The sequence below is a fragment of the Leisingera sp. G5_S3_59_S7 genome (assembly GCF_054968485.1).
In genome coordinates, this window is record NZ_JBQKUH010000071.1 from 1 (window position 1) to 17,895 (window position 17,895).

The 17,895-nt window shown below is 63.4% G+C and carries 18 protein-coding genes; 11 read left to right on the top strand and 7 right to left on the bottom strand.

From position 1 onward, the window contains the following. Window positions 1-5: 5 nt before the first annotated feature. Together ACTRWG_RS20550 and ACTRWG_RS20555 are read right to left on the bottom strand one after the other, a co-directional pair. Complete coding sequence (locus ACTRWG_RS20550; protein WP_462829869.1) at window positions 6-689, bottom strand: SGNH/GDSL hydrolase family protein; 684 nt, start codon at window positions 687-689, stop codon at window positions 6-8. A 178-nt stretch (window positions 690-867) separates the two neighbouring features. Next, window positions 868-2,553 carry an acyl-CoA dehydrogenase family protein gene (locus tag ACTRWG_RS20555; RefSeq protein ID WP_462829870.1) on the bottom strand — a complete coding sequence of 562 codons (1,686 nt, stop codon included), beginning with the start codon at window positions 2,551-2,553 and terminating at the stop codon, window positions 868-870. Between the two features lie 145 nt (window positions 2,554-2,698). Between ACTRWG_RS20555 and ACTRWG_RS20560 the strand changes: the two genes are divergently transcribed. The 3 genes from ACTRWG_RS20560 to dgt all read left to right on the top strand — a co-directional run bounded on the left by ACTRWG_RS20560 (window position 2,699) and on the right by dgt (window position 5,802). Next, window positions 2,699-3,466, top strand: coding sequence for a sulfite exporter TauE/SafE family protein (locus tag ACTRWG_RS20560; protein ID WP_462829871.1), 768 nt, complete (start codon window positions 2,699-2,701; stop codon window positions 3,464-3,466). 20 nt (window positions 3,467-3,486) lie between these two features. Next, window positions 3,487-4,383: a cation diffusion facilitator family transporter gene (locus ACTRWG_RS20565; protein WP_462829872.1), complete on the top strand. Its 897-nt coding sequence runs from the start codon at window positions 3,487-3,489 to the stop codon at window positions 4,381-4,383. Between the two features lie 63 nt (window positions 4,384-4,446). Continuing rightward, window positions 4,447-5,802 (top strand): dGTP triphosphohydrolase, encoded by a 1,356-nt coding sequence (gene dgt, locus ACTRWG_RS20570; RefSeq protein WP_209320201.1) that lies wholly within the window; start codon window positions 4,447-4,449, stop codon window positions 5,800-5,802. Here the strand turns inward: dgt and ACTRWG_RS20575 are convergent. Both ACTRWG_RS20575 and ACTRWG_RS20580 read right to left on the bottom strand, forming a co-directional pair. Beyond that, window positions 5,799-6,476, bottom strand: coding sequence for a methyl-accepting chemotaxis protein (locus ACTRWG_RS20575; protein WP_051357774.1), 678 nt, complete (start codon window positions 6,474-6,476; stop codon window positions 5,799-5,801). The genes dgt and ACTRWG_RS20575 overlap by 4 nt on opposite strands. 172 nt (window positions 6,477-6,648) lie before the next feature. Next, the gene (locus ACTRWG_RS20580) at window positions 6,649-8,247 is read right to left on the bottom strand and encodes a phosphoenolpyruvate carboxykinase (RefSeq protein ID WP_027235568.1); all 1,599 of its coding nucleotides are present in this window, start codon (window positions 8,245-8,247) and stop codon (window positions 6,649-6,651) included. Window positions 8,248-8,591: 344 nt separating this feature from the next. On the opposite strand from ACTRWG_RS20580, the gene ACTRWG_RS20585 reads away from it, so the two are divergent. The 7 genes from ACTRWG_RS20585 to ACTRWG_RS20615 are packed head-to-tail and all read left to right on the top strand — an operon-like array spanning window position 8,592 to window position 13,986. After that, window positions 8,592-9,296, top strand: a complete 705-nt coding sequence (locus ACTRWG_RS20585) for a response regulator transcription factor (protein ID WP_027235567.1) — start codon at window positions 8,592-8,594, stop codon at window positions 9,294-9,296. A 50-nt stretch (window positions 9,297-9,346) separates the two neighbouring features. Further along, complete coding sequence (locus ACTRWG_RS20590; protein ID WP_027235566.1) at window positions 9,347-11,062, top strand: sensor histidine kinase; 1,716 nt, start codon at window positions 9,347-9,349, stop codon at window positions 11,060-11,062. A gap of 3 nt (window positions 11,063-11,065) precedes the next feature. Then, complete coding sequence (locus ACTRWG_RS20595; RefSeq protein ID WP_027235565.1) at window positions 11,066-11,503, top strand: HPr kinase/phosphorylase; 438 nt, start codon at window positions 11,066-11,068, stop codon at window positions 11,501-11,503. After that, window positions 11,496-12,386 (top strand): RNase adapter RapZ, encoded by an 891-nt coding sequence (gene rapZ, locus ACTRWG_RS20600; protein WP_027235564.1) that lies wholly within the window; start codon window positions 11,496-11,498, stop codon window positions 12,384-12,386. The genes ACTRWG_RS20595 and rapZ overlap by 8 nt, the downstream gene beginning before the upstream one ends. Further along, a complete protein-coding gene (locus ACTRWG_RS20605) occupies window positions 12,383-12,790 on the top strand; it encodes a PTS sugar transporter subunit IIA (protein ID WP_027235563.1) in 408 nt (135 codons plus the stop codon). The genes rapZ and ACTRWG_RS20605 overlap by 4 nt, the downstream gene beginning before the upstream one ends. After that, window positions 12,791-13,060, top strand: a complete 270-nt coding sequence (locus tag ACTRWG_RS20610; RefSeq protein WP_027235562.1) for an HPr family phosphocarrier protein — start codon at window positions 12,791-12,793, stop codon at window positions 13,058-13,060. It begins immediately after the preceding gene. A gap of 32 nt (window positions 13,061-13,092) precedes the next feature. Then, window positions 13,093-13,986: a lysophospholipid acyltransferase family protein gene (locus tag ACTRWG_RS20615; RefSeq protein ID WP_027235561.1), complete on the top strand. Its 894-nt coding sequence runs from the start codon at window positions 13,093-13,095 to the stop codon at window positions 13,984-13,986. A 107-nt stretch (window positions 13,987-14,093) separates the two neighbouring features. Here ACTRWG_RS20615 and ACTRWG_RS20620 read toward each other — a convergent pair whose 3' ends face one another. Next, entirely contained in the window at window positions 14,094-14,969 is an 876-nt protein-coding gene (locus ACTRWG_RS20620; protein WP_259958093.1) for a 3-hydroxybutyryl-CoA dehydrogenase, read from the bottom strand. Window positions 14,970-15,122: 153 nt separating this feature from the next. On the opposite strand from ACTRWG_RS20620, the gene ACTRWG_RS20625 reads away from it, so the two are divergent. Further along, window positions 15,123-15,947: a DUF6473 family protein gene (locus ACTRWG_RS20625; RefSeq protein ID WP_259958094.1), complete on the top strand. Its 825-nt coding sequence runs from the start codon at window positions 15,123-15,125 to the stop codon at window positions 15,945-15,947. A gap of 71 nt (window positions 15,948-16,018) precedes the next feature. Here ACTRWG_RS20625 and ACTRWG_RS20630 read toward each other — a convergent pair whose 3' ends face one another. Both ACTRWG_RS20630 and ACTRWG_RS20635 read right to left on the bottom strand, forming a co-directional pair. Next, window positions 16,019-16,948, bottom strand: a complete 930-nt coding sequence (locus ACTRWG_RS20630; RefSeq protein WP_027235558.1) for an electron transfer flavoprotein subunit alpha/FixB family protein — start codon at window positions 16,946-16,948, stop codon at window positions 16,019-16,021. Then, window positions 16,948-17,706: an electron transfer flavoprotein subunit beta/FixA family protein gene (locus ACTRWG_RS20635; protein ID WP_027235557.1), complete on the bottom strand. Its 759-nt coding sequence runs from the start codon at window positions 17,704-17,706 to the stop codon at window positions 16,948-16,950. Before ACTRWG_RS20635 ends, ACTRWG_RS20630 begins: the two co-directional genes overlap by 1 nt. Between the last annotated feature and the right edge of the window lie 189 nt (window positions 17,707-17,895).

The window sequence follows — 17,895 nt, forward strand, 5'->3', positions numbered from 1 at the left end:
CCCCTTTAGTTTGCGCGGATAATCTCGGCGACCTTGCGGCCGATCTCGCCGCTGGCCTTGACTGACGGGTGGATCATGTCCGGCGCGTGGTAGGAGCGGTCGCCATGAGGCACCAAGTCCCTGTTCGACAAAAAGAAGATGCCCGCGTCCAGCTCTGCCAGCCGGGTAATGCGGGTTTCCAGTTCGTCCCCCTCATCCCGGCAGTGCTCGATCAGCGAGCCAGCACCGGGGCTGCGCAGATAGCCGACGTAAATGATCCTGGCACCGGTCGCGCGCAGGTCTGACAGTATGGCCGGGATGGCCCCGCTGCGCCCGTCAGCCGAGATCAGCTTGTCCATCTTCCGGTCGCAAGCAAAGCAGCCGCAGCCGAACCACAGGTCGTTGCCGCCGCCGTTCACGATCACCCAGTCCCATTCCCCGGACGTGTACTGCTTGCGGATGTTCATCCCGGCGGCGCCGGAAACGGGCAGCTTGTAAATGATCCGCGCGGCAGAGACAGAGCGGTCCACCACAGGCTCCTGCAATTCCCGCGCCACCATGTCCGGAATGGATTTTCCCGCCAGTCTGTGCCAGGCCAGCAGGGAATCCCCCATGGCCAGAATGCGCGGGGACTGGCCCGCCGGCACCGTATCGCCGCAGGCGGACAACAGGAGCAGACAGGACAGAAGGAGGCAGCGCAGGAGTGACATGCCCCCTTGTTAGACGGCTTTCGCTCAGGAGCGAATGACCAGAATCGGAAACAGGTTCATTTTGCGCTGCGTTTCCAGGCTGAGCGTTCGGGGCGCGGCACTTAGCTGGACAGAAAAAGCCCGGCGCGAACGCCGGGCAAGGAGGGGATTGCTCCCCTGCGGTAGTAACAAGTGGCGGTCAGCCCAGCAGGCGGCGGGCGATCACTTGCGCCTGGATCTCTGCGGCGCCTTCAAAGATGTTGAGGATACGCGCATCGCACAGCACGCGGGAGATCTTGTATTCCATCGCAAAGCCGTTGCCGCCGTGGATCTGCAGCCCGTTGTCGGCCGCAGCCCAGGCCACCCGCGCGCCCAGCAGCTTGGCCATGCCGGCCTCCAGATCGCAGCGGTGGCCGTGGTCCTTTTCCCAGGCCGAAAAATAGGTGAGCTGGCGGGCGATCATGATTTCCACCGCCATCATCGCCAGCTTGCCGGAGACGCGCGGGAAATTGATCAGCGACTTGCCGAACTGCTTGCGCTCCTGCGCATACTGCATGGCAATATCCAGCGCCGACTGCGCCACACCGATGGCGCGGGCCGCAGTCTGGATGCGGGCCGATTCAAAGGTCTCCATCAGCTGTTTGAAGCCCTTGTTCTCCTCGCCGCCCAGCAGGTTTTCCTGCTTCACATGGAAATTGTCGAAGCCCAGCTCGTATTCCTTCATGCCGCGGTAGCCCAGCACCTCGATCTCGCCGCCGGTCATGCCTTCGGTCGGGAAGGGGTGCTCGTCTGTGCCCGGCGTTTTCTCTGCCAGGAACATCGACAGCCCGCGGTGGTCGGTGGTGTCCGGGTCAGTGCGCGCCAGCAGGGTCATCACATGGGTGCGGGCGGCGTGGGTGATCCAGGTCTTGTTGCCAGTGATCTTGTAATCGCCGTTCTCATCCTTGACTGCGCGGGTGCGCAGGCTGCCAAGGTCGGAGCCGGTGTTCGGCTCGGTGAAAACAGCAGTGGGCAGGATTTCAGCGCTGGACAGCTTCGGCAGCCAGTTGGCTTTTTGCTCCTCGGTGCCGCCGCACAGGATCAGCTCCGCCGCAATTTCAGAGCGGGTGCCCAGCGAGCCAACACCGATATAGCCGCGCGACAGCTCCTCGGAAACCACCACCATCGAGGCCTTGGACAGGCCGAAGCCGCCGTATTCCTCCGGGATGGTCAGCCCGAAGACACCCATCTCCGCCAGCTCTTCGATTACCTCCATCGGGATCAGCTCATCCTTCAGGTGCCACTCGTGGGCGTGCGGCTCGACCTTCTCCACCGCATAGCGGCGGAACTGGTCGCGGATCATTTCCAGCTCTTCCTCCAGGCCGGAGGCGCCGAACACGGTGGAGCCGGCCTGCTCCTCCATCAGCTGCACCAGCCGGGTGCGCGCGGCCTGGCTGTTGCCCTGCTCGCACAGCGTCATCACTGCAGGCACCATCAGCGCACGCTGGGCATCCTGGTTCAGGCCCAGGTCCTGCAGGCGGATGATCTCGCCCTGGTTCATCTGGATGCCGCCATAGACCTGCCACAGGTATTCGCCAAAGCCGATCTGGTGGAGCAGCTGCTCCATCTCGCCGAACTTGCCCTCGCCCTGCAGCTTCTCGGCCCATTTCTGCATCTGCCTCAGCGAGTAGACATAGGTCGCCAGCCACGACAGCCCGTGCGCCGCGACCTGATTTTCCTCGATCAGCTTGCCGGACACACGGCCGTCGCTGCTCACCATGTCCTTGACGGAGGCGCGCGCGGCCTCAAGCAGCTGGTCCAGCGGTTCCAGTGCGGCGGCGGTCAGCGCCAGCAGGTCGGGAATGAGAGTCGGTTTCATATGCAAGTCCTGTCCGTCGTGGGCCATGAATCAGATCCTTATTCGGTCGCCCGGTGGTAAATCATTTTGCAGGTGCAGCGCAACAAAAATACTCAGGGGTGCGTCGTTTGGATCAAATCTTGCGTGTTGATTTTGCCCGTGCAGCACGCTGCGGATGTGGTAGAGCGGAGGTATGACGGCACTGTTTTCGTTTCTCTCCCCGGCAGAGCTGGCAGCGGCTTTTGGCATCGCGCTGCTGGCCGGCACGGTCAAGGGCCTGGTGGGCTTTGCCATGCCGATGATCTTCATCTCCGGCCTCAGCCTGTTTCTGGCGCCGGACCTGGCGCTGGCTGGTTTGATTCTGCCGACCCTGGTCACCAACGGCATGCAGGCGCTGCGCCAGGGGCCTGCGGCGGCCTTGGCCTCGATCCGCAAGTTCCGGGTGTTCCTGCTGATCGGCCTGGTCTGCCTGCTGCTCAGTGCCCAGTCCGTGCGGCTGCTGCCGCAGCAGGCGCTGCTGCTGGTGATCGGTCTGCCGGTCACGGTCTTTGCCTGCATCCAGCTGATGGGAAAGACGTTCTCAATCACCAATCCGACCCGCCGCAGCGAGGCGATGGTGGGCGGCATCGCGGGCCTGATCGGCGGCGTGTCCGGTGTCTGGGGCCCGCCGACCGTGGCCTACCTGACTGCCTTGAACACTGAAAAGACAGAGCAGATCCGGGTGCAGGGGGTGATCTACGGCCTTGGCGCTGTGGCGCTGCTGGTGGCGCATGTCGGCTCTGGCGTGATCCGGACTGAGACCGCGCCGTTCTCGCTGGTGCTGATCCTGCCGGCGGTGGCGGGCATGTGGATCGGCGGGCTTCTGCATGACCGGATCGACCAAGTGCTGTTCCGCCGCGCCACGCTGCTGGTTCTGCTGATTGCGGGGCTGAACCTGCTGCGCCGCGGCGTGCTGATATAGCGGGGAGGGGCAGAGGCGCCATGCATCAACGGCTCAGCGCAGAACAGCTGGCAACCGGCTCCATCCTGATCGCGCTTGCCGTGATGGCGCTGAAGGTCGTCGCCTGGATGATGACCGGCTCCGTGGCGCTCTTGTCTGACGCGCTGGAATCTCTGGTCAACATCGGCGGCGCGGTGATGGCCTGGTTTGCGGTGCGCTATGCCCAGCGGCCGCCGGACGCGGGCCACCCCTACGGCCACCACAAGGCTGAATACTTCTCGGCGGTGATCGAGGGCATCCTGATCGTGATTGCCGCCCTGGTGATCCTGCATGAGGCGATCAGCGCACTGACCCGCCCGGCCGCCGCCGACTGGGGTGCTGCCGGCATGGTGGTGAACGCGCTGGCGATGCTGGTGAATCTTGCTTGGGCGCGGATGCTGCTGCTGGCGGGCGCACGCCTGAAATCCCCGGCGCTGTCCGCAGGCGGCCGCCACCTGATGAGCGACGTCTGGACCTCCGCCGGGGTTCTGGCCGGCCTGGGGCTGGCCCTGGCAACAGGCTGGACCGTGCTCGACCCGCTTCTGGCGCTGCTGGTCGGCGTCAACATCCTGCGCGAGGGCTGGCTGGTGATTGCCGCTTCCGTCGGCGGCCTGATGGACACCGCCGCCCCGGCGGAGGAACGCGCCCGGATCGAGGAGATACTGCATGCCTCGGCAAATGGCGCGATGCAGGTGCACGGCCTCAAAACCCGCCGCGCCGGACGTGCGTTGTTTGTCGAGTTCCACATGGTGGTCGACGGCGCCATGACGGTGCGCGCTGCCCATGACATCTGCGACCGGGTCGAGGCCGCCCTGCGCGCCGCCATTCCTGACGTGCAGCCGGTGATTCACGTGGAGCCCGAACACAAGCTGGAGCCCGCCGGGATCGCGCCGCGCTGAAGCGTTTGCATTTCCTAGCTGTCTCCCTTTTAACCGCCCTCAAACAGGCAAAGGAGCAGGCACATGGCGATGGAGTGGAACAGGCTGCTGAACCCCGGGCGGCTGTGCCGGCCGGAGTATGGCGAGAAACCGGGACGCCCGGCCTACCTGCAGGATTACGACCGGATTCTGTTTTCGGAGCCGTTCCGGCGTTTGGCACAGAAGACGCAGGTGCATCCGCTGCATGACCATGACCACGTGCACCACCGGATGATCCACAGTATGGAAACCGCCAGCGTGGGCCGCTCGCTGGGCGCGGGCGTAGGGGCTGCCCTGGTGGAGCGCGGCAGCCTGCAGGCGGATCAGGTGGCACGGCTGGCAGGCCATGCAGAGGCCGCCTGCCTGGTGCATGACATCGGCAACCCGCCGTTTGGCCACTCCGGCGAAGACAGCATCGGCGGCTGGTTCGCAGCGAAGTTCCGGTCCGGCCGCGGCATCGCGGCGCAAGTGCCGCAGCACCTGCGCGCCGAGTTCGAGCATTTCGAGGGCAACGCGCAGGGCTTCCGCATCGTCGGGCGCTTGGAATACGCCCAGCAGCAGGGCGGGCTGCGGCTCAGCTATGCGACGCTGGGCGCGTTCATGAAGTATCCCTGCACCCGCCTGGTGCGGGATGAGGCGGCGGGCGCCGGCAAGGCGCCCTATGTCGGCCTGAAGAAGTTCGGCGTTTTCCAGTCGGACGCGGAGCTGTTTGAGGAGACCGCCGATGCCCTGGGCCTGCCGGCCGAGCCGGGCGGCTGGCGGCGGCGGCACCCGCTGGCCTTTCTGGTCGAGGCAGCGGATGACATCTGCTACCGCATCCTGGATATCGAGGATGCGGCCAGTATGGGCGACCTTTACCGTGCCGAGGTGGCCGAGGCGCTGGAAGGGATCGTCGGGAAGCCGAACGAGGACCGCGGCCTGCCGATGCGCGACCGTATCGGGCTTCTGCGCGCCTTTGCCATCGGCCAGTCGATCGACGCCGCCGTGACGGCGTTTGTGGAGAACTACGACGCCATCATGATGGGCGAGTTTAACGACGGGCTGATGGAAGTCTCCTCCAAGGCGCAGGCCTTTGCCCGCCTGAAAGAGCTGTCAGAGCAGCGGATCTTTGTCGCCCGCCGCAAGACCGAGCTGGAGATCACCGGGCGCCAGGTCCTCCATTCGGTGCTGGACCATTTCCACGGCCTTTACGACGATCTGGGCGCGTGCGGCTGGGACGCTGACGAACTGAAGGCGCGGCATGGCTATTGGGCCAAGCTGATCCGTGCCGTGGATCTGGACCTGCGCGGAGTTGAGGACGCATACTCCGCGATGCATTCGCTGGCCGATTTCGTCTCCGGAATGACTGACCGCTATGCGCTCAAGGTGCGGGATATGGTCACTGGATCGGTGGCCCGCTAACCGGCCTTTGCCTGGCCGGCTGCCTCCCGGGCCTCATCGCGCTTGCGCTGTGCCATCGTATCCGTGATGCGGCTGGCCCAGCGGTTGTTCTCATCCGCTAGCGCCTTGATCTCCCGGGCAAGATAGGCAAAGCCCAGGCCCGCCTTTCCCGCCCGCGCGGCCTCGATCCCGGCGTTGATTGCCAGGATGGACAGTTTCTGCACAGACCGCAGGATGTTTTCCGCCAGATCAATGATCTCGGCATTGGCCTCTTCGGTGCGGTTCAAGGTCTCTTGCAGTTCCTTGCGCAGATTGACCTCGGCCGAAGCATCCACCACCAGCCCCTCCAGGTAGACCATTTCGCCGTTGTCGTCATAAACCGCATTACCGCGCTCGCGCACCCAGGCTTCGGAGCCGTCGGGCTGGCTGAGCCGGTAGGCGACATCCCAGTTCGCTTTCGCTTCAATGGCTGCGTCCACATCGGCAAAGACGCGGTCGATGTCATCTGCATGGGTCAGGCCGGCGTAGGACACCTTCGCGTTCCCAAGAATATCCGATTTCGGGCAGCCGCAGAGTTTTTCAACCTGTCCCGCCATGAATTTCATGGTGAAGTTCTCGTCATTTGCACAACGGTACACAAATGCGCTGCCGGTGCTGAAGATGCTGTTGAAAACGGTCAAAGCCTCTTTATCCATTCTGCCCTCCCTGGCTGCGGCGCGAAAATCTGTAAAACAGCCGCAAATCTGCGCTTGCGGAAGGTTTGCGCCGGAAGGGTTAAGGAAGTGTTTACTGGAAAATAAGTTTCCTGAAGTGAAAAACCCCAGCACAGAGGCCGGGGTTTTCTTTCCTCAGAGGAATTCGAAGGCATCAGCCGATGGCTGCGGCCTTCACGTCCTCGTCGATGAACGGCAGATACTGCTCGAAGTTGTCAGAGAACATCTGCACCAGCTTGGCCGCCTGACGGTCATAGGCCTCCTGATCATCCCAGGTGCGGCGCGGGTCCAGCAGCACTTCCGGCACGCCCGGCACGGTGACCGGCACGTCAAAGCCGAAGTTGCCGTCTTTGCGGAACTCGGCTTCAGCCAGCGAGCCGTCCAGCGCAGCGGTCAGCAGCGCGCGGGTGGCCTTGATCGGCATCCGGCTGCCAACGCCGTAGGCGCCGCCGGTCCAGCCGGTGTTCACCAGCCAGCAGGTCGCGCCGTGCTGGGCGATCTTTTCGCGCAGCAGGTTGCCGTAGACCTCGGGGCGGCGCGGCATGAAGGGCGCGCCAAAGCAGGTGGAGAAGGTCGGCTCCGGCTCGGTCACGCCGCGCTCGGTTCCGGCCACCTTGGAGGTGAAGCCCGACAGGAAGTGATACATCGCCTGCGCCGGTGTCAGCCGCGAGATCGGAGGCAGCACGCCGAACGCATCACAGGTCAGCATGATGATGTTCTTCGGGTGGCCGCCGCGGGCGCTTTCCGATGCATTGGAGATGTAATGCAGCGGGTAGGCGCAGCGCATGTTGGCGGTCAGGCTGTCGTCGTTGAAATCCAGCTCCTTGGTTTCCTCGTCAAACACCATGTTTTCGATCACGGTGCCGAATTTGGAGGTGGTCGCATAGATTTCCGGCTCTGCCTCGGGGTTCAGGTTGATGGTCTTGGCATAGCAGCCGCCTTCAAAGTTGAAGGTGCCGTTGTCGGCCCAGCCATGCTCGTCATCGCCGATCAGCACGCGGTCGGGGTCGGCGGACAGGGTGGTCTTGCCGGTCCCGGAGAGGCCGAAGAACACGGCAGTGTCGACCGGATTGCCCTTGGCGTGGTTGGCGGAGCAGTGCATCGGCATGATGCCTTTTTCCGGCAGCAGGTAGTTCAGCAGGGTGAACACCGATTTCTTGTTCTCACCCGCGTACTCGGTGCCGCCGATCAGGATCATTTTGCGGTCGAAGTTCATCGCGATGATGGTCTCAGAACGGCAGTCGTGCCGCTTGGGATCAGCCTGGAAGCTCGGGCAGTTGATAACGGTGAAGTCGGCGATGAAATCATCCAAGTCTTCGCGGTCCGGGCGGCGCAGCATGGTGCGGATAAACAGGTTGTGCCAGGCCAGTTCGGTCACCATGCGGACGTTGATCGCATGCGCCGGGTCGGCACCGCCCACCAGGTCCTGGACATAGTAGTCCTTGCCCTTCATGTGCTCCAGCATGTCGGCGTACAGTGCGTCAAAGCCCTCGGGGCTCATCGCGGCATTGTTATCCCACCAGATGGTGTCGCGGACGCTGTCGGTTTTCACGACATGTTTGTCCTTGGGCGAGCGGCCGGTGAATTTGCCGGTGGTCACGAGGAAGGCGCCGCCATTGCCCAGCGTGCCTTCGCCGCGCTTCAGCGCGGCTTCGATCAGCGCCGGCTCCATGAAGTTGTAATAGACATTTCCCAGACCCTCGATGCCCTGATCTTCGAGGCGGAATTGCGGGTTAACCCGTCCAGATGTCATGCGTTTTTTCTCCTGTGGCGGCGCGGGCGGCACGCAGGCTGCGCGGCTGCGCCATTGGGGCAATAGAAAACGGCATCGCTGCCGGTGGCGGGGTCTTAGCATGGCGTTTTGGGCGGTGAACAGGCCGGCCTCCCCTAGTTAGCGCCACCAAGGCGATGTTTAGCGCAACCATTATTTGCAATGGGGAAAAGCGCCCGCTTGTTCAGCAGACGCTAAGGTATTTTTGCCCCAATGGAGCCCAAAGATCGCGGCGATTCCCCAAATGGGATTGATTCGGCGCATCAGAACGGCGATGAAAGTGGCTAAAACAAAACAGAGAACAGAGCAGATTAGGGGCAATTCCAATGTCAAAGATTGCTTTGGTTGACGATGACAGGAACATCCTGACATCGGTTTCCATGACGCTTGAGGCCGAGGGCTTTGAGGTCGAAACCTATAACGACGGCCAGGCGGCGCTGGATGCGTTCAACAAGAAGCTGCCGGACATGGCGGTGCTGGACATCAAGATGCCGCGGATGGATGGCATGGACCTGCTGCAGCGGCTGCGCCAGAAAACCCAGATGCCGGTGATCTTCCTCACCTCCAAGGACGACGAGATCGACGAGGTGCTGGGTTTGCGCATGGGCGCTGACGATTATGTCAAGAAACCCTTCTCGCAGCGGCTTCTGGTGGAACGGATCCGGGCCTTACTGCGCCGCCAGGAGGCGATCAGCAGCGATGCCGCCGGCACCAGCAGCCCGGAGACCAAGGTGATGGAACGGGGCAATCTGCGGATGGACCCGCTGCGCCACGCGGTCAGCTGGAAGGGCAAGGATGTGTCGCTGACCGTGACCGAATTCCTGCTGCTGCAGGCGCTGGCCCAGCGGCCGGGTTTTGTCAAAAGCCGCGACCAGCTGATGGATGTGGCCTATGATGACCAGGTTTATGTGGACGACCGCACCATCGACAGCCATATCAAGCGTCTGCGGAAGAAAATGCGCAGCGCAGATGCGGAATTTGCGGCAATCGAAACTCTTTATGGAATCGGTTACCGTTATAATGAAGAATAGGCGGCACGTTTGAGCGGGGCAAAAGCCCCCGGCCGGAGGAGTGGGCGCGCATGCGCGATACCAGCATAGTGCAACGCCAGCAGGACGGCGATGTTGTCTTGGGGGAGGATTGGGTCACCCCCGAGCAATCCGTGACGCGCGAGATGCAGGTCAAACGCGCGCGCCGCGGTCTGCTGTCGCTCAAAGGCTCGCCGCTGACCCGCAAGATCATTACCTTCAACCTGATCGCGCTGATCATTCTGGTCACCGGCATTCTGTATCTGAATTCCTCGCGCCAAAGCCTGGTGCAGCAGCGCGCGGGTGCGCTGGTCTCTGAGGCGATGCTGGCTGCAGATGTGTTCGAGGCGGAAATGCCTGCCGCAGGCGCGGTCAGCTTTGCCGCCGGTGATGGCATTCGGGCCGAGGACACGCTGGCCCGGCTCAGCCTGCGCGGCGGCGTCGAGGCTTTTGTCTTCGACACCACAGGCAATCTGATTTCCAGCATCAAGGGAATCGACCGCAGCGATGCCCTGAATGTGCTGAATGACAGCGGCAGGAGCCGGACCCTGATCAGCGATGCGCTGTCCGCCCTGTGGGGTATTGCCGGCGGCAGCACTGCGCCTGCCGGCAGCACAGGCAGCTCCGGCCCGGCGCTGGAAGAGCGGCTGGGCGGGCTGGTCGACAGGGCAATGAATGGCGGCACCGGGGTTGAAACCGTGGTCGACACCAGCGGCAGCCGGGTGATTTCGGCGGCAACCCCGATCCTCCACAACGGGCAGGCTGTCGGTGTGATTGCACTGACATCGCCCACCGGCGAAGTGGACGCCCTGGTGCGCGGCGAGCAGGAGCGGGTGCTGCAGATGTTCGTCGTTGCCCTGCTGGTCTCGGTCGGCCTCAGCCTGGTGCTGGCCTCCACAATCGCCAATCCGCTGGCCGATCTGGCCGAGGCCGCTGAACTGGGCCGCGACCGCGGCAGCCGCAGGTCCAGCCCGGGCCGCATCCGCATTCCCGACCTCTCCGCCCGCCCGGATGAGATCGGCCGCCTCAGCCGCGCCTTGCGCGGCATGGTCAAGGCGCTTTATTCCCGCATCGACAGCAACGAACAGTTCGCTGCCGATGTGGCGCATGAAATCAAGAACCCCCTGGCCAGCCTGCAGTCCGCCGTCGGCACCCTGCGCATGGTCAAGCGCGACGATCAGCGCGAGAAGCTGATGGATGTGATCGAACACGACGTGCGCCGCCTGGACCGTCTGGTGAGCGATATTTCCAACGCCTCGCGGCTCGACGCCGAGCTGGTCAAGGAGGAGGAAGAGGATTTCGACCTGCTGGCCATGCTGGGCAATCTGAACCAGTACCTGGGCGAAGACGCCCGCGCCAAGGGGATCGACTATATCACCGATCTGCCGGCCCAGCCCATCCGCTTGCAGGGGCTGGAAGCCCGGCTGGCGCAGGTCTTCGTCAACCTGATCACCAACGCCATCTCCTTCTGCGAGGAGGGCGACGCAATCCGCGTCTGGGCGCGCCGCCGCGCCAACCGGGTGCTGGTGGTGGTCGAGGACACCGGCCCTGGCATCCCGGACCAGGCGCTGTCCAAGATTTTCAAACGCTTCTACTCGCAGCGCCCGGTGGAGCATTTCGGTAATAACTCCGGCCTGGGCCTGGCGATCTCCAAGCAGATCGTCGAGGCGCATGGCGGTGTCATCTGGGCCGAGAATATCCGCCCGACCGAGGCTGATGTGACTTCTGAACCTCTGGGCGCGCGCTTTGTGGTCGGCCTGCCGGTGTAAATCATGCCTGATACGGAAAGCCTCATCCTGCATGCCTCCTGCGTCGCACTGGAGGGGCGGGGGCTTTTGATCACCGGTACCTCCGGGCAGGGGAAGTCGGCGCTGGCGCTGCAGCTGATGGCCTATGGCGCCCAGCTGGTCGCCGATGACCGGGTGCTGCTGCAGCTCCTGCACGCGCAGGTCGTTGCCAGCGCGCCGGAGCCGATCCGCGGCCTGGTTGAGGCCCGCTGCATGGGGCTTCTTCACGCCCAGATCCGCAGCCCTGTTCCTGTGGTGGCGCTGGTGGACTTGGACGAAACGGAGACCGACCGGCTGCCGGTGCGCCAGACCGCCCGGCTGCTGGAGCAGGAGGTGATCCGCCTGAAACGTGTGGACGGCGCCCATTTCGCCCCGGCGCTGATGCAATTCCTCAGATGCGGAGCCTTGGACCCCGATGCCTGATCCCGGCAAGAAGGCGGTGCCTGTGGTTCTGGTGACCGGCCCATCGGGCGCCGGGCGGACCACAGCCATCAACGTGCTGGAGGATCTCGGTTTCGAGGCCATCGACAACCTGCCGCTGCGGCTGCTGCCCGGCTTGATTGATGCTGCCGCCGAGCCGCGGCCGATGGCGCTGGGGCTTGACAGCCGCAACCGGGATTTCTCGCCGCGGGCGCTGCTGGATGTGATCGACATGCTGGCCGGCCGCCGTGAGGCGGAACTGACTGTTCTCTATCTCGATTCGCAGCCTGACGTGCTCTTGCGCCGCTATTCGGAAACCCGCCGCCGCCACCCGCTGGCGCCCGCCGAATCTCCGGGCGAGGGCGTGCGCCGCGAACTTGACCTGATGGCGCCGATCCGCGACCGCGCCGATATCCTGCTGGACACATCGGAGATGAACGTCCACCAGCTGAAGGCCGAGATCGAACGCTGGTTCGCGCCGGAGGGCAGGGCGCTGGCGCTGTCGGTGCAAAGCTTCTCCTACAAACGCGGGATGCCGCATGGGATCGACATGGTGTTCGATTGCCGGTTCCTGGCAAACCCCTATTGGGAGCCGGCGCTGCGGCATCTGAGCGGCGAGGACCAGGCGGTTCAGGACTACGTCAAGGCAGACCCTCTTTATGAGCCGTTCTTCTCCCGGGTGCTGGATATGACCCGGTTGCTGCTGCCCGCCTACCGGGACGAGGGGAAGTCGCATCTCTCCATCGCCTTCGGCTGCACCGGCGGCCAGCACAGATCGGTGACGATGGCGGAATCCCTGGCCAAGGCCCTTGCAGAAGACGGCCAGCAAGTGTCAATTAGACACCGCGAGCTGCAAGGCCAGCGAAAAAGTGAGAGGCCGGGTTGATCGGGATTGTGATCGTAGCGCATGGCGGGCTGGCGAAGGAGTACCTCGCCGCGGTGGAACACGTTGTGGGTCCGCAGCCCAGCCTGGTGGCCATCGCCATCGGTCCCGATGACGACCGGGAGGGCAAGCAGGACGAGATTTGCGTGGCGGCCAATGAAGTCGACACCGGCGGCGGCGTTGTGGTTGTGACAGACCTGTTCGGCGGATCGCCCTCCAACCTCAGCCTCAAGGCCTGCGCACCGCCTGACCGCCGCATTCTCTATGGAGCCAACCTGCCGATGCTGATCAAACTGGCAAAATCCCGCCACTTGCCGGTGGCCGACGCGGTCCGGCAGGCCATGGAGGCCGGGCGCAAGTATATCAACGCGCAAAACGTAAACCCTGACGGGGAGCAGGCACACTAAATGGCTCTGAAGACGCTGAAAATCATCAACGAAAAAGGGCTGCACGCCCGGGCCTCGGCCAAGCTGGTGGAGGTGGTGGAAGGGTTTGACGCCTCGGCTGAAGTGATAAAGGACGGGCTGTCCGCCTCCGGTGACAGCATTATGGGCCTTTTGATGTTGGCAGCCTCGAAAGGAACGACTATTGACGTCGAGACTTCGGGGCCCGATGCTGATGCGCTGGCGCATGCGCTGGAGGCCCTGGTGGCCGACAAGTTCGGCGAGGGCTACTAGGCCCGCGCCGGCAGCGGAACGGGAAGAGCACATTGGCGGATACCGCACACGACAGGAACACCGGCATCGCATCTGATACCGCTGAGCAGACGGGCGAGGTCTATGACCGCCGCACGCTGACCTATGCCAACTCCTTCGATGACCGCTGGACCTCCTTGGCGATAAAGACCATCGAATGGCTGACCGGCAAGCTGACGATTTTGCGCATGGTCAGCAAATTCGAAAAGCAGAACGCCGAATACCGCGGCCAGAAGTTCTGGCGCGGGGCCCTCAACACCATGGGCATCGAACTGCAGACGCCGCAGGAGCAGATCGAAAATATCCCCGCCGACGGTCCGGTGGTGATCGTCGCCAACCACCCGCACGGGATGGTCGACGGCATGATCTTCGCCGACCTCATCGGCCGCCGCCGCCTGGATTACCGCATTCTGACCCGCTCGGTGCTGACCGGGCTGGATGAGGCCGCGACCTCTTTCATGATCCCGGTACCCTTCCCGCATGACCCCGACGCGCAGCGCAAGATGGTCGACATGCGCGCCAAGACCATGGCGTTTCTCAAGGACGGCGGCGCCGTGGCACTGTTCCCCTCGGGGGTGGTGATGTCGTCCGACAGCTGGTTCGGGCCGGCCATCGAACGTGAATGGAATGTCTTCACCGCCCAGCTGATCCGCCGCTCCGGCGCCCGGGTGGTGCCGATTTACTTCCCGGGCTCAAACTCGCGCTGGTACCAGATCGCCTGCCAGATCTCTCCGATCCTGCGCCAGGGCCTCCTGCTGCATGAAATCGTGCGCTCCTGCAACAAGCCGCAGGCGCCGGTGGTCGGCAAACCGCTGACCGACGCGCAGATGGAAAAGCTGCACAGCGACCCGCGCGGCTTCATGGCCTGGCTGCGCGAGCATACGCTCAGCCTCGGCAAGCAGGGCTGAAAAACAGGCGCGACGCAGGTCCGCCTCTTCATCTGGCTGAAAACATCCCGGGGGTGAATTGGCCGCGAGGCCAAGAGGGGGCAGCGCCCCCCTTCCGCCGCTCAGGATCAGCGTGTCGGCACCGGGGTTTCACCACGGTAGTCGTAGAATCCGCGCTGGGTCTTGCGGCCCAGCCATCCGGCCTCGACATATTTGGTCAGCAGCGGGCAGGGGCGGTATTTGGTGTCCGCCAGCCCGTCGTGCAGCACGTTCATGATGGCCAGGCAGGTGTCCAGCCCGATGAAATCCGCCAGCTCCAGCGGCCCCATCGGGTGGTTGGCGCCCAGCTTCATCGATTCGTCGATCGACTTCACCGACCCCACGCCCTCATACAGCGTATAGACCGCCTCGTTGATCATCGGCATCAGGATGCGGTTGACGATGAACGCCGGGAAGTCTTCTGCGCTGGCAGAAGTCTTACCCAGCCGCGCCACCACATCCTGGCACGCCTTGAACGTCGGCTCATCGGTGGCGATGCCGCGGATCAGCTCCACCAGCTGCATCACCGGCACCGGGTTCATGAAGTGGAACCCCATAAAGCGCTCCGGCCGGTCGGTCCGGCTGGCCAGACGGGTGATCGAGATCGACGACGTGTTGGACGTCAGGATCGTGTGCGGTTTCAGATGTGGCTGCAGATCCTCGAAAATGGCCTGCTTGACGGTTTCCCGTTCGGTGGCGGCCTCGATCACCAGATCGGTCGCGCCGACATCGGCCAGCGTCAGCGACGGCACGATCCGTGCCAATGCTGCCTGCACGTCGTCCTCGGAGATCTTTCCCTTGCTGGCCTGGCGGGCCATGTTCTTGTGAATGAGGCTCAGCGCGGCGTCCAGCGCCTGCTGGCTGACGTCATTCAGCACGACATCATACCCGGCAAGCGCCATGACATGGGCAATACCATTGCCCATCTGCCCGGCGCCGATCACACCAACCTTCTGAATTTCCATGCCTCAGGCTCCTGAAATATCTGCCGCAACCTTACTGGCCGGGGAAGGGCGGGCACAAGAGCAGCTTGGTCGGATTTGAGGCAAATTCTCACTTTAGGGAAATTGCAATGCTTCGCCTCCAGAGTGAGTCTCGGGTGAAAAATTGGTGGTGAAATGAGCTATGAACTCAAAAGCGCGGGGGCGCTTTCGGGGGAACCATGCAGATATGGGCAATCCAGGCTGCTGGTGCGGGGGCCGCAACGGTCTTTGGATGCGCCTTATGTTGCCTTTCTTGGTGGAACCGAAGTGTACGGGCGATTCGTTGAATTTCCCTTTGTCGACTCCCTGCAAAGCCGGCTTGGCGTGGATTGCATCAACCTGGGCAGTGTGAACGCCGGGCTGGACAGTTTCGCGCAGGACGAATCCTTGATCGGCATCGCCAGGGACGCGCAGATCTCGGTGATGCAGATGCTGGGCGCGCAGAACATCTCAAACCCGTATTACCGGGTGCATCCGCGCCGCAATGACCGCTTCCTGCAGGCAAAGCCAGCGCTCAAGACGCTGTATCCGGAGGTGGACTTTACCGAATTCCACTTCAACAAGCATCTGCTCTGCACCCTCCGGGACATCTCCGGCCAGCGGTTCGAACAGGTGCGCGAACAGCTGCAGCGCAGCTGGGTAGAACGGATGAGCACCCTTATCGAAGCGCTGGACGGCCGTGTTCTGCTGCTGTGGCTGCGCTACCAGTTGGATGCCGACACCGGTTTCCCGGAAGAGCCGGTACTGGTGGACCGTTCAATGGCTGATGCGCTGCGTCCAAAGGTGCAGGGGATCCTGGAGTTCCGGGCCGAATCCGCTGCGGCGGCGCATGACATCGCCGGCATGGTCTTCGGCCAGATGGAGCTGCCGGCAGCGCGTCACATGATCGGCCCCAAGGAGCATCTGCGAATCGCCGAGGCCCTGTCGGCCCGCCTGGAGCCGTTGCTCCCGGAGAAATAGCGCCAGCTCTGGGAACTGAAAAAGGCCCGCCAAATGGCGGGCCTTTGTGTTTTTCAGCGGTCCAGCAGGGCTTAGCCCAGCTTTTCGGTCAGCGCCGGGACGGCTTCGAACAGGTCGGCAACCAGGCCGAAGTCCGCAACCTGGAAGATCGGTGCTTCTTCGTCCTTGTTGATCGCCACGATGACCTTGGAGTCTTTCATGCCGGCCAGGTGCTGAATGGCGCCGGAGATGCCGACAGCGATATACAGGTCCGGGGCAACAACCTTGCCGGTCTGGCCAACCTGCCAGTCGTTCGGGGCATAGCCCGAGTCGACCGCGGCGCGGGATGCGCCCACTGCCGCGCCCAGCTTGTCGGCCAGGTTTTCGATCAGTTTGAAGTCTTCCTCGGAGCCAACGCCACGGCCGCCGGAGACAACGATCCCGGCCGAGGTCAGCTCGGGACGGTCGCTTTCGGCAACCTTGTCTTCGACCCACTCGGACAGGCCCGGGTTTTCAGCGGCAGAGATGGTTTCCACGGATGCGGAACCGCCCTCGCCGGCCGCGTCGAAGGACGCGGTGCGGAAGGAGACGACTTTCTTGGCGTCGTTCGACTTCACGGTCTGGATCGCGTTGCCGGCATAGATCGGGCGCTCGAAGGTGTTGCCGTCGACAACGCCGGACACGTCCGAGATCACCATCACGTCCAGCAGGGCCGCGACGCGCGGCAGCACGTTCTTGGCGTCGGTGGTGGCCGGCGCAACGATGTGCTCATAGTCGGAGGCCAGGCCGGCGATCAGGGCCGCGGTCGGCTCCGCCAGGCGGTGGCCCAGCGACGCGTCTTCAGCAACCAGGACCTTGGCAACGCCTGCGATCTTGGCAGCTTCTTCGCCAGCCGCAGCAGCAGAGGCGCCAGCGGCCAGAACGGTCACGTCGCCCAGTTTGGAGGCTGCGGCAACGGCTTTGGCGGTTGCGTCCAGCGCCAGCGCGCCGTCGGTCACTTCAGCAAGGAGAAGAACAGCCATTACACAGCCCCCGCTTCTTTAAGTTTCTCAACCAGTTCGTCGACGGAACCAACCACGATGCCTGCGGCGCGTGCCGGCGGTTCTTTGGTTTCGACGATTTCCAGGCGCGGCGTGACGTCGACGCCGTAGTCGGCGGCGGTTTTCTCGTCCAGCGGCTTTTTCTTCGCCTTCATGATGTTCGGCAGCGACGCATAGCGCGGCTCGTTCAGGCGCAGGTCCACGGTGATGATGGCGGGCATCTTCACGGAAATGGTCTGCAGGCCGCCGTCGACCTCGCGGGTGACCTTGGCGGTCTCGCCCTCGATGTCCAGCTCAGAGGCAAAGGTGCCCTGGGACCAGCCCAACAGCGCCGACAGCATCTGGCCGGTGGCGTTCATGTCGTTGTCGATTGCCTGCTTGCCGCAGAGCACGATGCCGGGCTGCTCTTCCTCGACCACTTTGGCCAGGATCTTGGCAACCGCCAGCGGCTCAATGTCGGTGTGCACGTCGTCGGCAGCAACCACCAGGATGGCGCGGTCCGCACCCATCGCCAGCGCGGTGCGCAGGGTTTCCTGGGCCTGCTTCACGCCGATCGAAACCGCAACAACCTCGTCAGCCTTCCCGGCTTCCTTCAGGCGGATGGCTTCTTCAACGGCGATTTCGTCGAAGGGGTTCATCGACATTTTGACGTTGGCGAGATCGACACCGCTGCCGTCCGCTTTGACGCGGACTTTCACGTTGTAGTCAATCACGCGTTTGACAGGCACAAGTACCTTCATTTTGCGTTCTCTCCTTAACAAACGGTAAGCCGCCCCAGGGCGACTCCCCCTCTATGCTCTCGCAGCGTTGATACCGGCTGGTGTGCGCCTGCAACAGGGCAAAATCGTCACGTTAGCGCACGCCGACGTCGCGTATGCTCATTTGGAACATCATTTTTGCAAGAATGTTTCCGCTAGGAAATCCGCCTG

What these genes read in the sequence shown, in the direction of transcription:
- ACTRWG_RS20550 (WP_462829869.1), bottom strand. Translation starts at nt 689, where the DNA reads ATGTCACTCCTGCGCTGCCTCCTTCTGTCCTGTCTGCTCCTGTTGTCC.
- ACTRWG_RS20555 (WP_462829870.1), bottom strand. Translation starts at nt 2,553, where the DNA reads ATGGCCCACGACGGACAGGACTTGCATATGAAACCGACTCTCATTCCC.
- ACTRWG_RS20560 (WP_462829871.1), top strand. Translation starts at nt 2,699, where the DNA reads ATGACGGCACTGTTTTCGTTTCTCTCCCCGGCAGAGCTGGCAGCGGCT.
- ACTRWG_RS20565 (WP_462829872.1), top strand. Translation starts at nt 3,487, where the DNA reads ATGCATCAACGGCTCAGCGCAGAACAGCTGGCAACCGGCTCCATCCTG.
- dgt (WP_209320201.1), top strand. Translation starts at nt 4,447, where the DNA reads ATGGCGATGGAGTGGAACAGGCTGCTGAACCCCGGGCGGCTGTGCCGG.
- ACTRWG_RS20575 (WP_051357774.1), bottom strand. Translation starts at nt 6,476, where the DNA reads ATGGATAAAGAGGCTTTGACCGTTTTCAACAGCATCTTCAGCACCGGC.
- ACTRWG_RS20580 (WP_027235568.1), bottom strand. Translation starts at nt 8,247, where the DNA reads ATGACATCTGGACGGGTTAACCCGCAATTCCGCCTCGAAGATCAGGGC.
- ACTRWG_RS20585 (WP_027235567.1), top strand. Translation starts at nt 8,592, where the DNA reads ATGTCAAAGATTGCTTTGGTTGACGATGACAGGAACATCCTGACATCG.
- ACTRWG_RS20590 (WP_027235566.1), top strand. Translation starts at nt 9,347, where the DNA reads ATGCGCGATACCAGCATAGTGCAACGCCAGCAGGACGGCGATGTTGTC.
- ACTRWG_RS20595 (WP_027235565.1), top strand. Translation starts at nt 11,066, where the DNA reads ATGCCTGATACGGAAAGCCTCATCCTGCATGCCTCCTGCGTCGCACTG.
- rapZ (WP_027235564.1), top strand. Translation starts at nt 11,496, where the DNA reads ATGCCTGATCCCGGCAAGAAGGCGGTGCCTGTGGTTCTGGTGACCGGC.
- ACTRWG_RS20610 (WP_027235562.1), top strand. Translation starts at nt 12,791, where the DNA reads ATGGCTCTGAAGACGCTGAAAATCATCAACGAAAAAGGGCTGCACGCC.
- ACTRWG_RS20620 (WP_259958093.1), bottom strand. Translation starts at nt 14,969, where the DNA reads ATGGAAATTCAGAAGGTTGGTGTGATCGGCGCCGGGCAGATGGGCAAT.
- ACTRWG_RS20625 (WP_259958094.1), top strand. Translation starts at nt 15,123, where the DNA reads ATGAGCTATGAACTCAAAAGCGCGGGGGCGCTTTCGGGGGAACCATGC.
- ACTRWG_RS20630 (WP_027235558.1), bottom strand. Translation starts at nt 16,948, where the DNA reads ATGGCTGTTCTTCTCCTTGCTGAAGTGACCGACGGCGCGCTGGCGCTG.
- ACTRWG_RS20635 (WP_027235557.1), bottom strand. Translation starts at nt 17,706, where the DNA reads ATGAAGGTACTTGTGCCTGTCAAACGCGTGATTGACTACAACGTGAAA.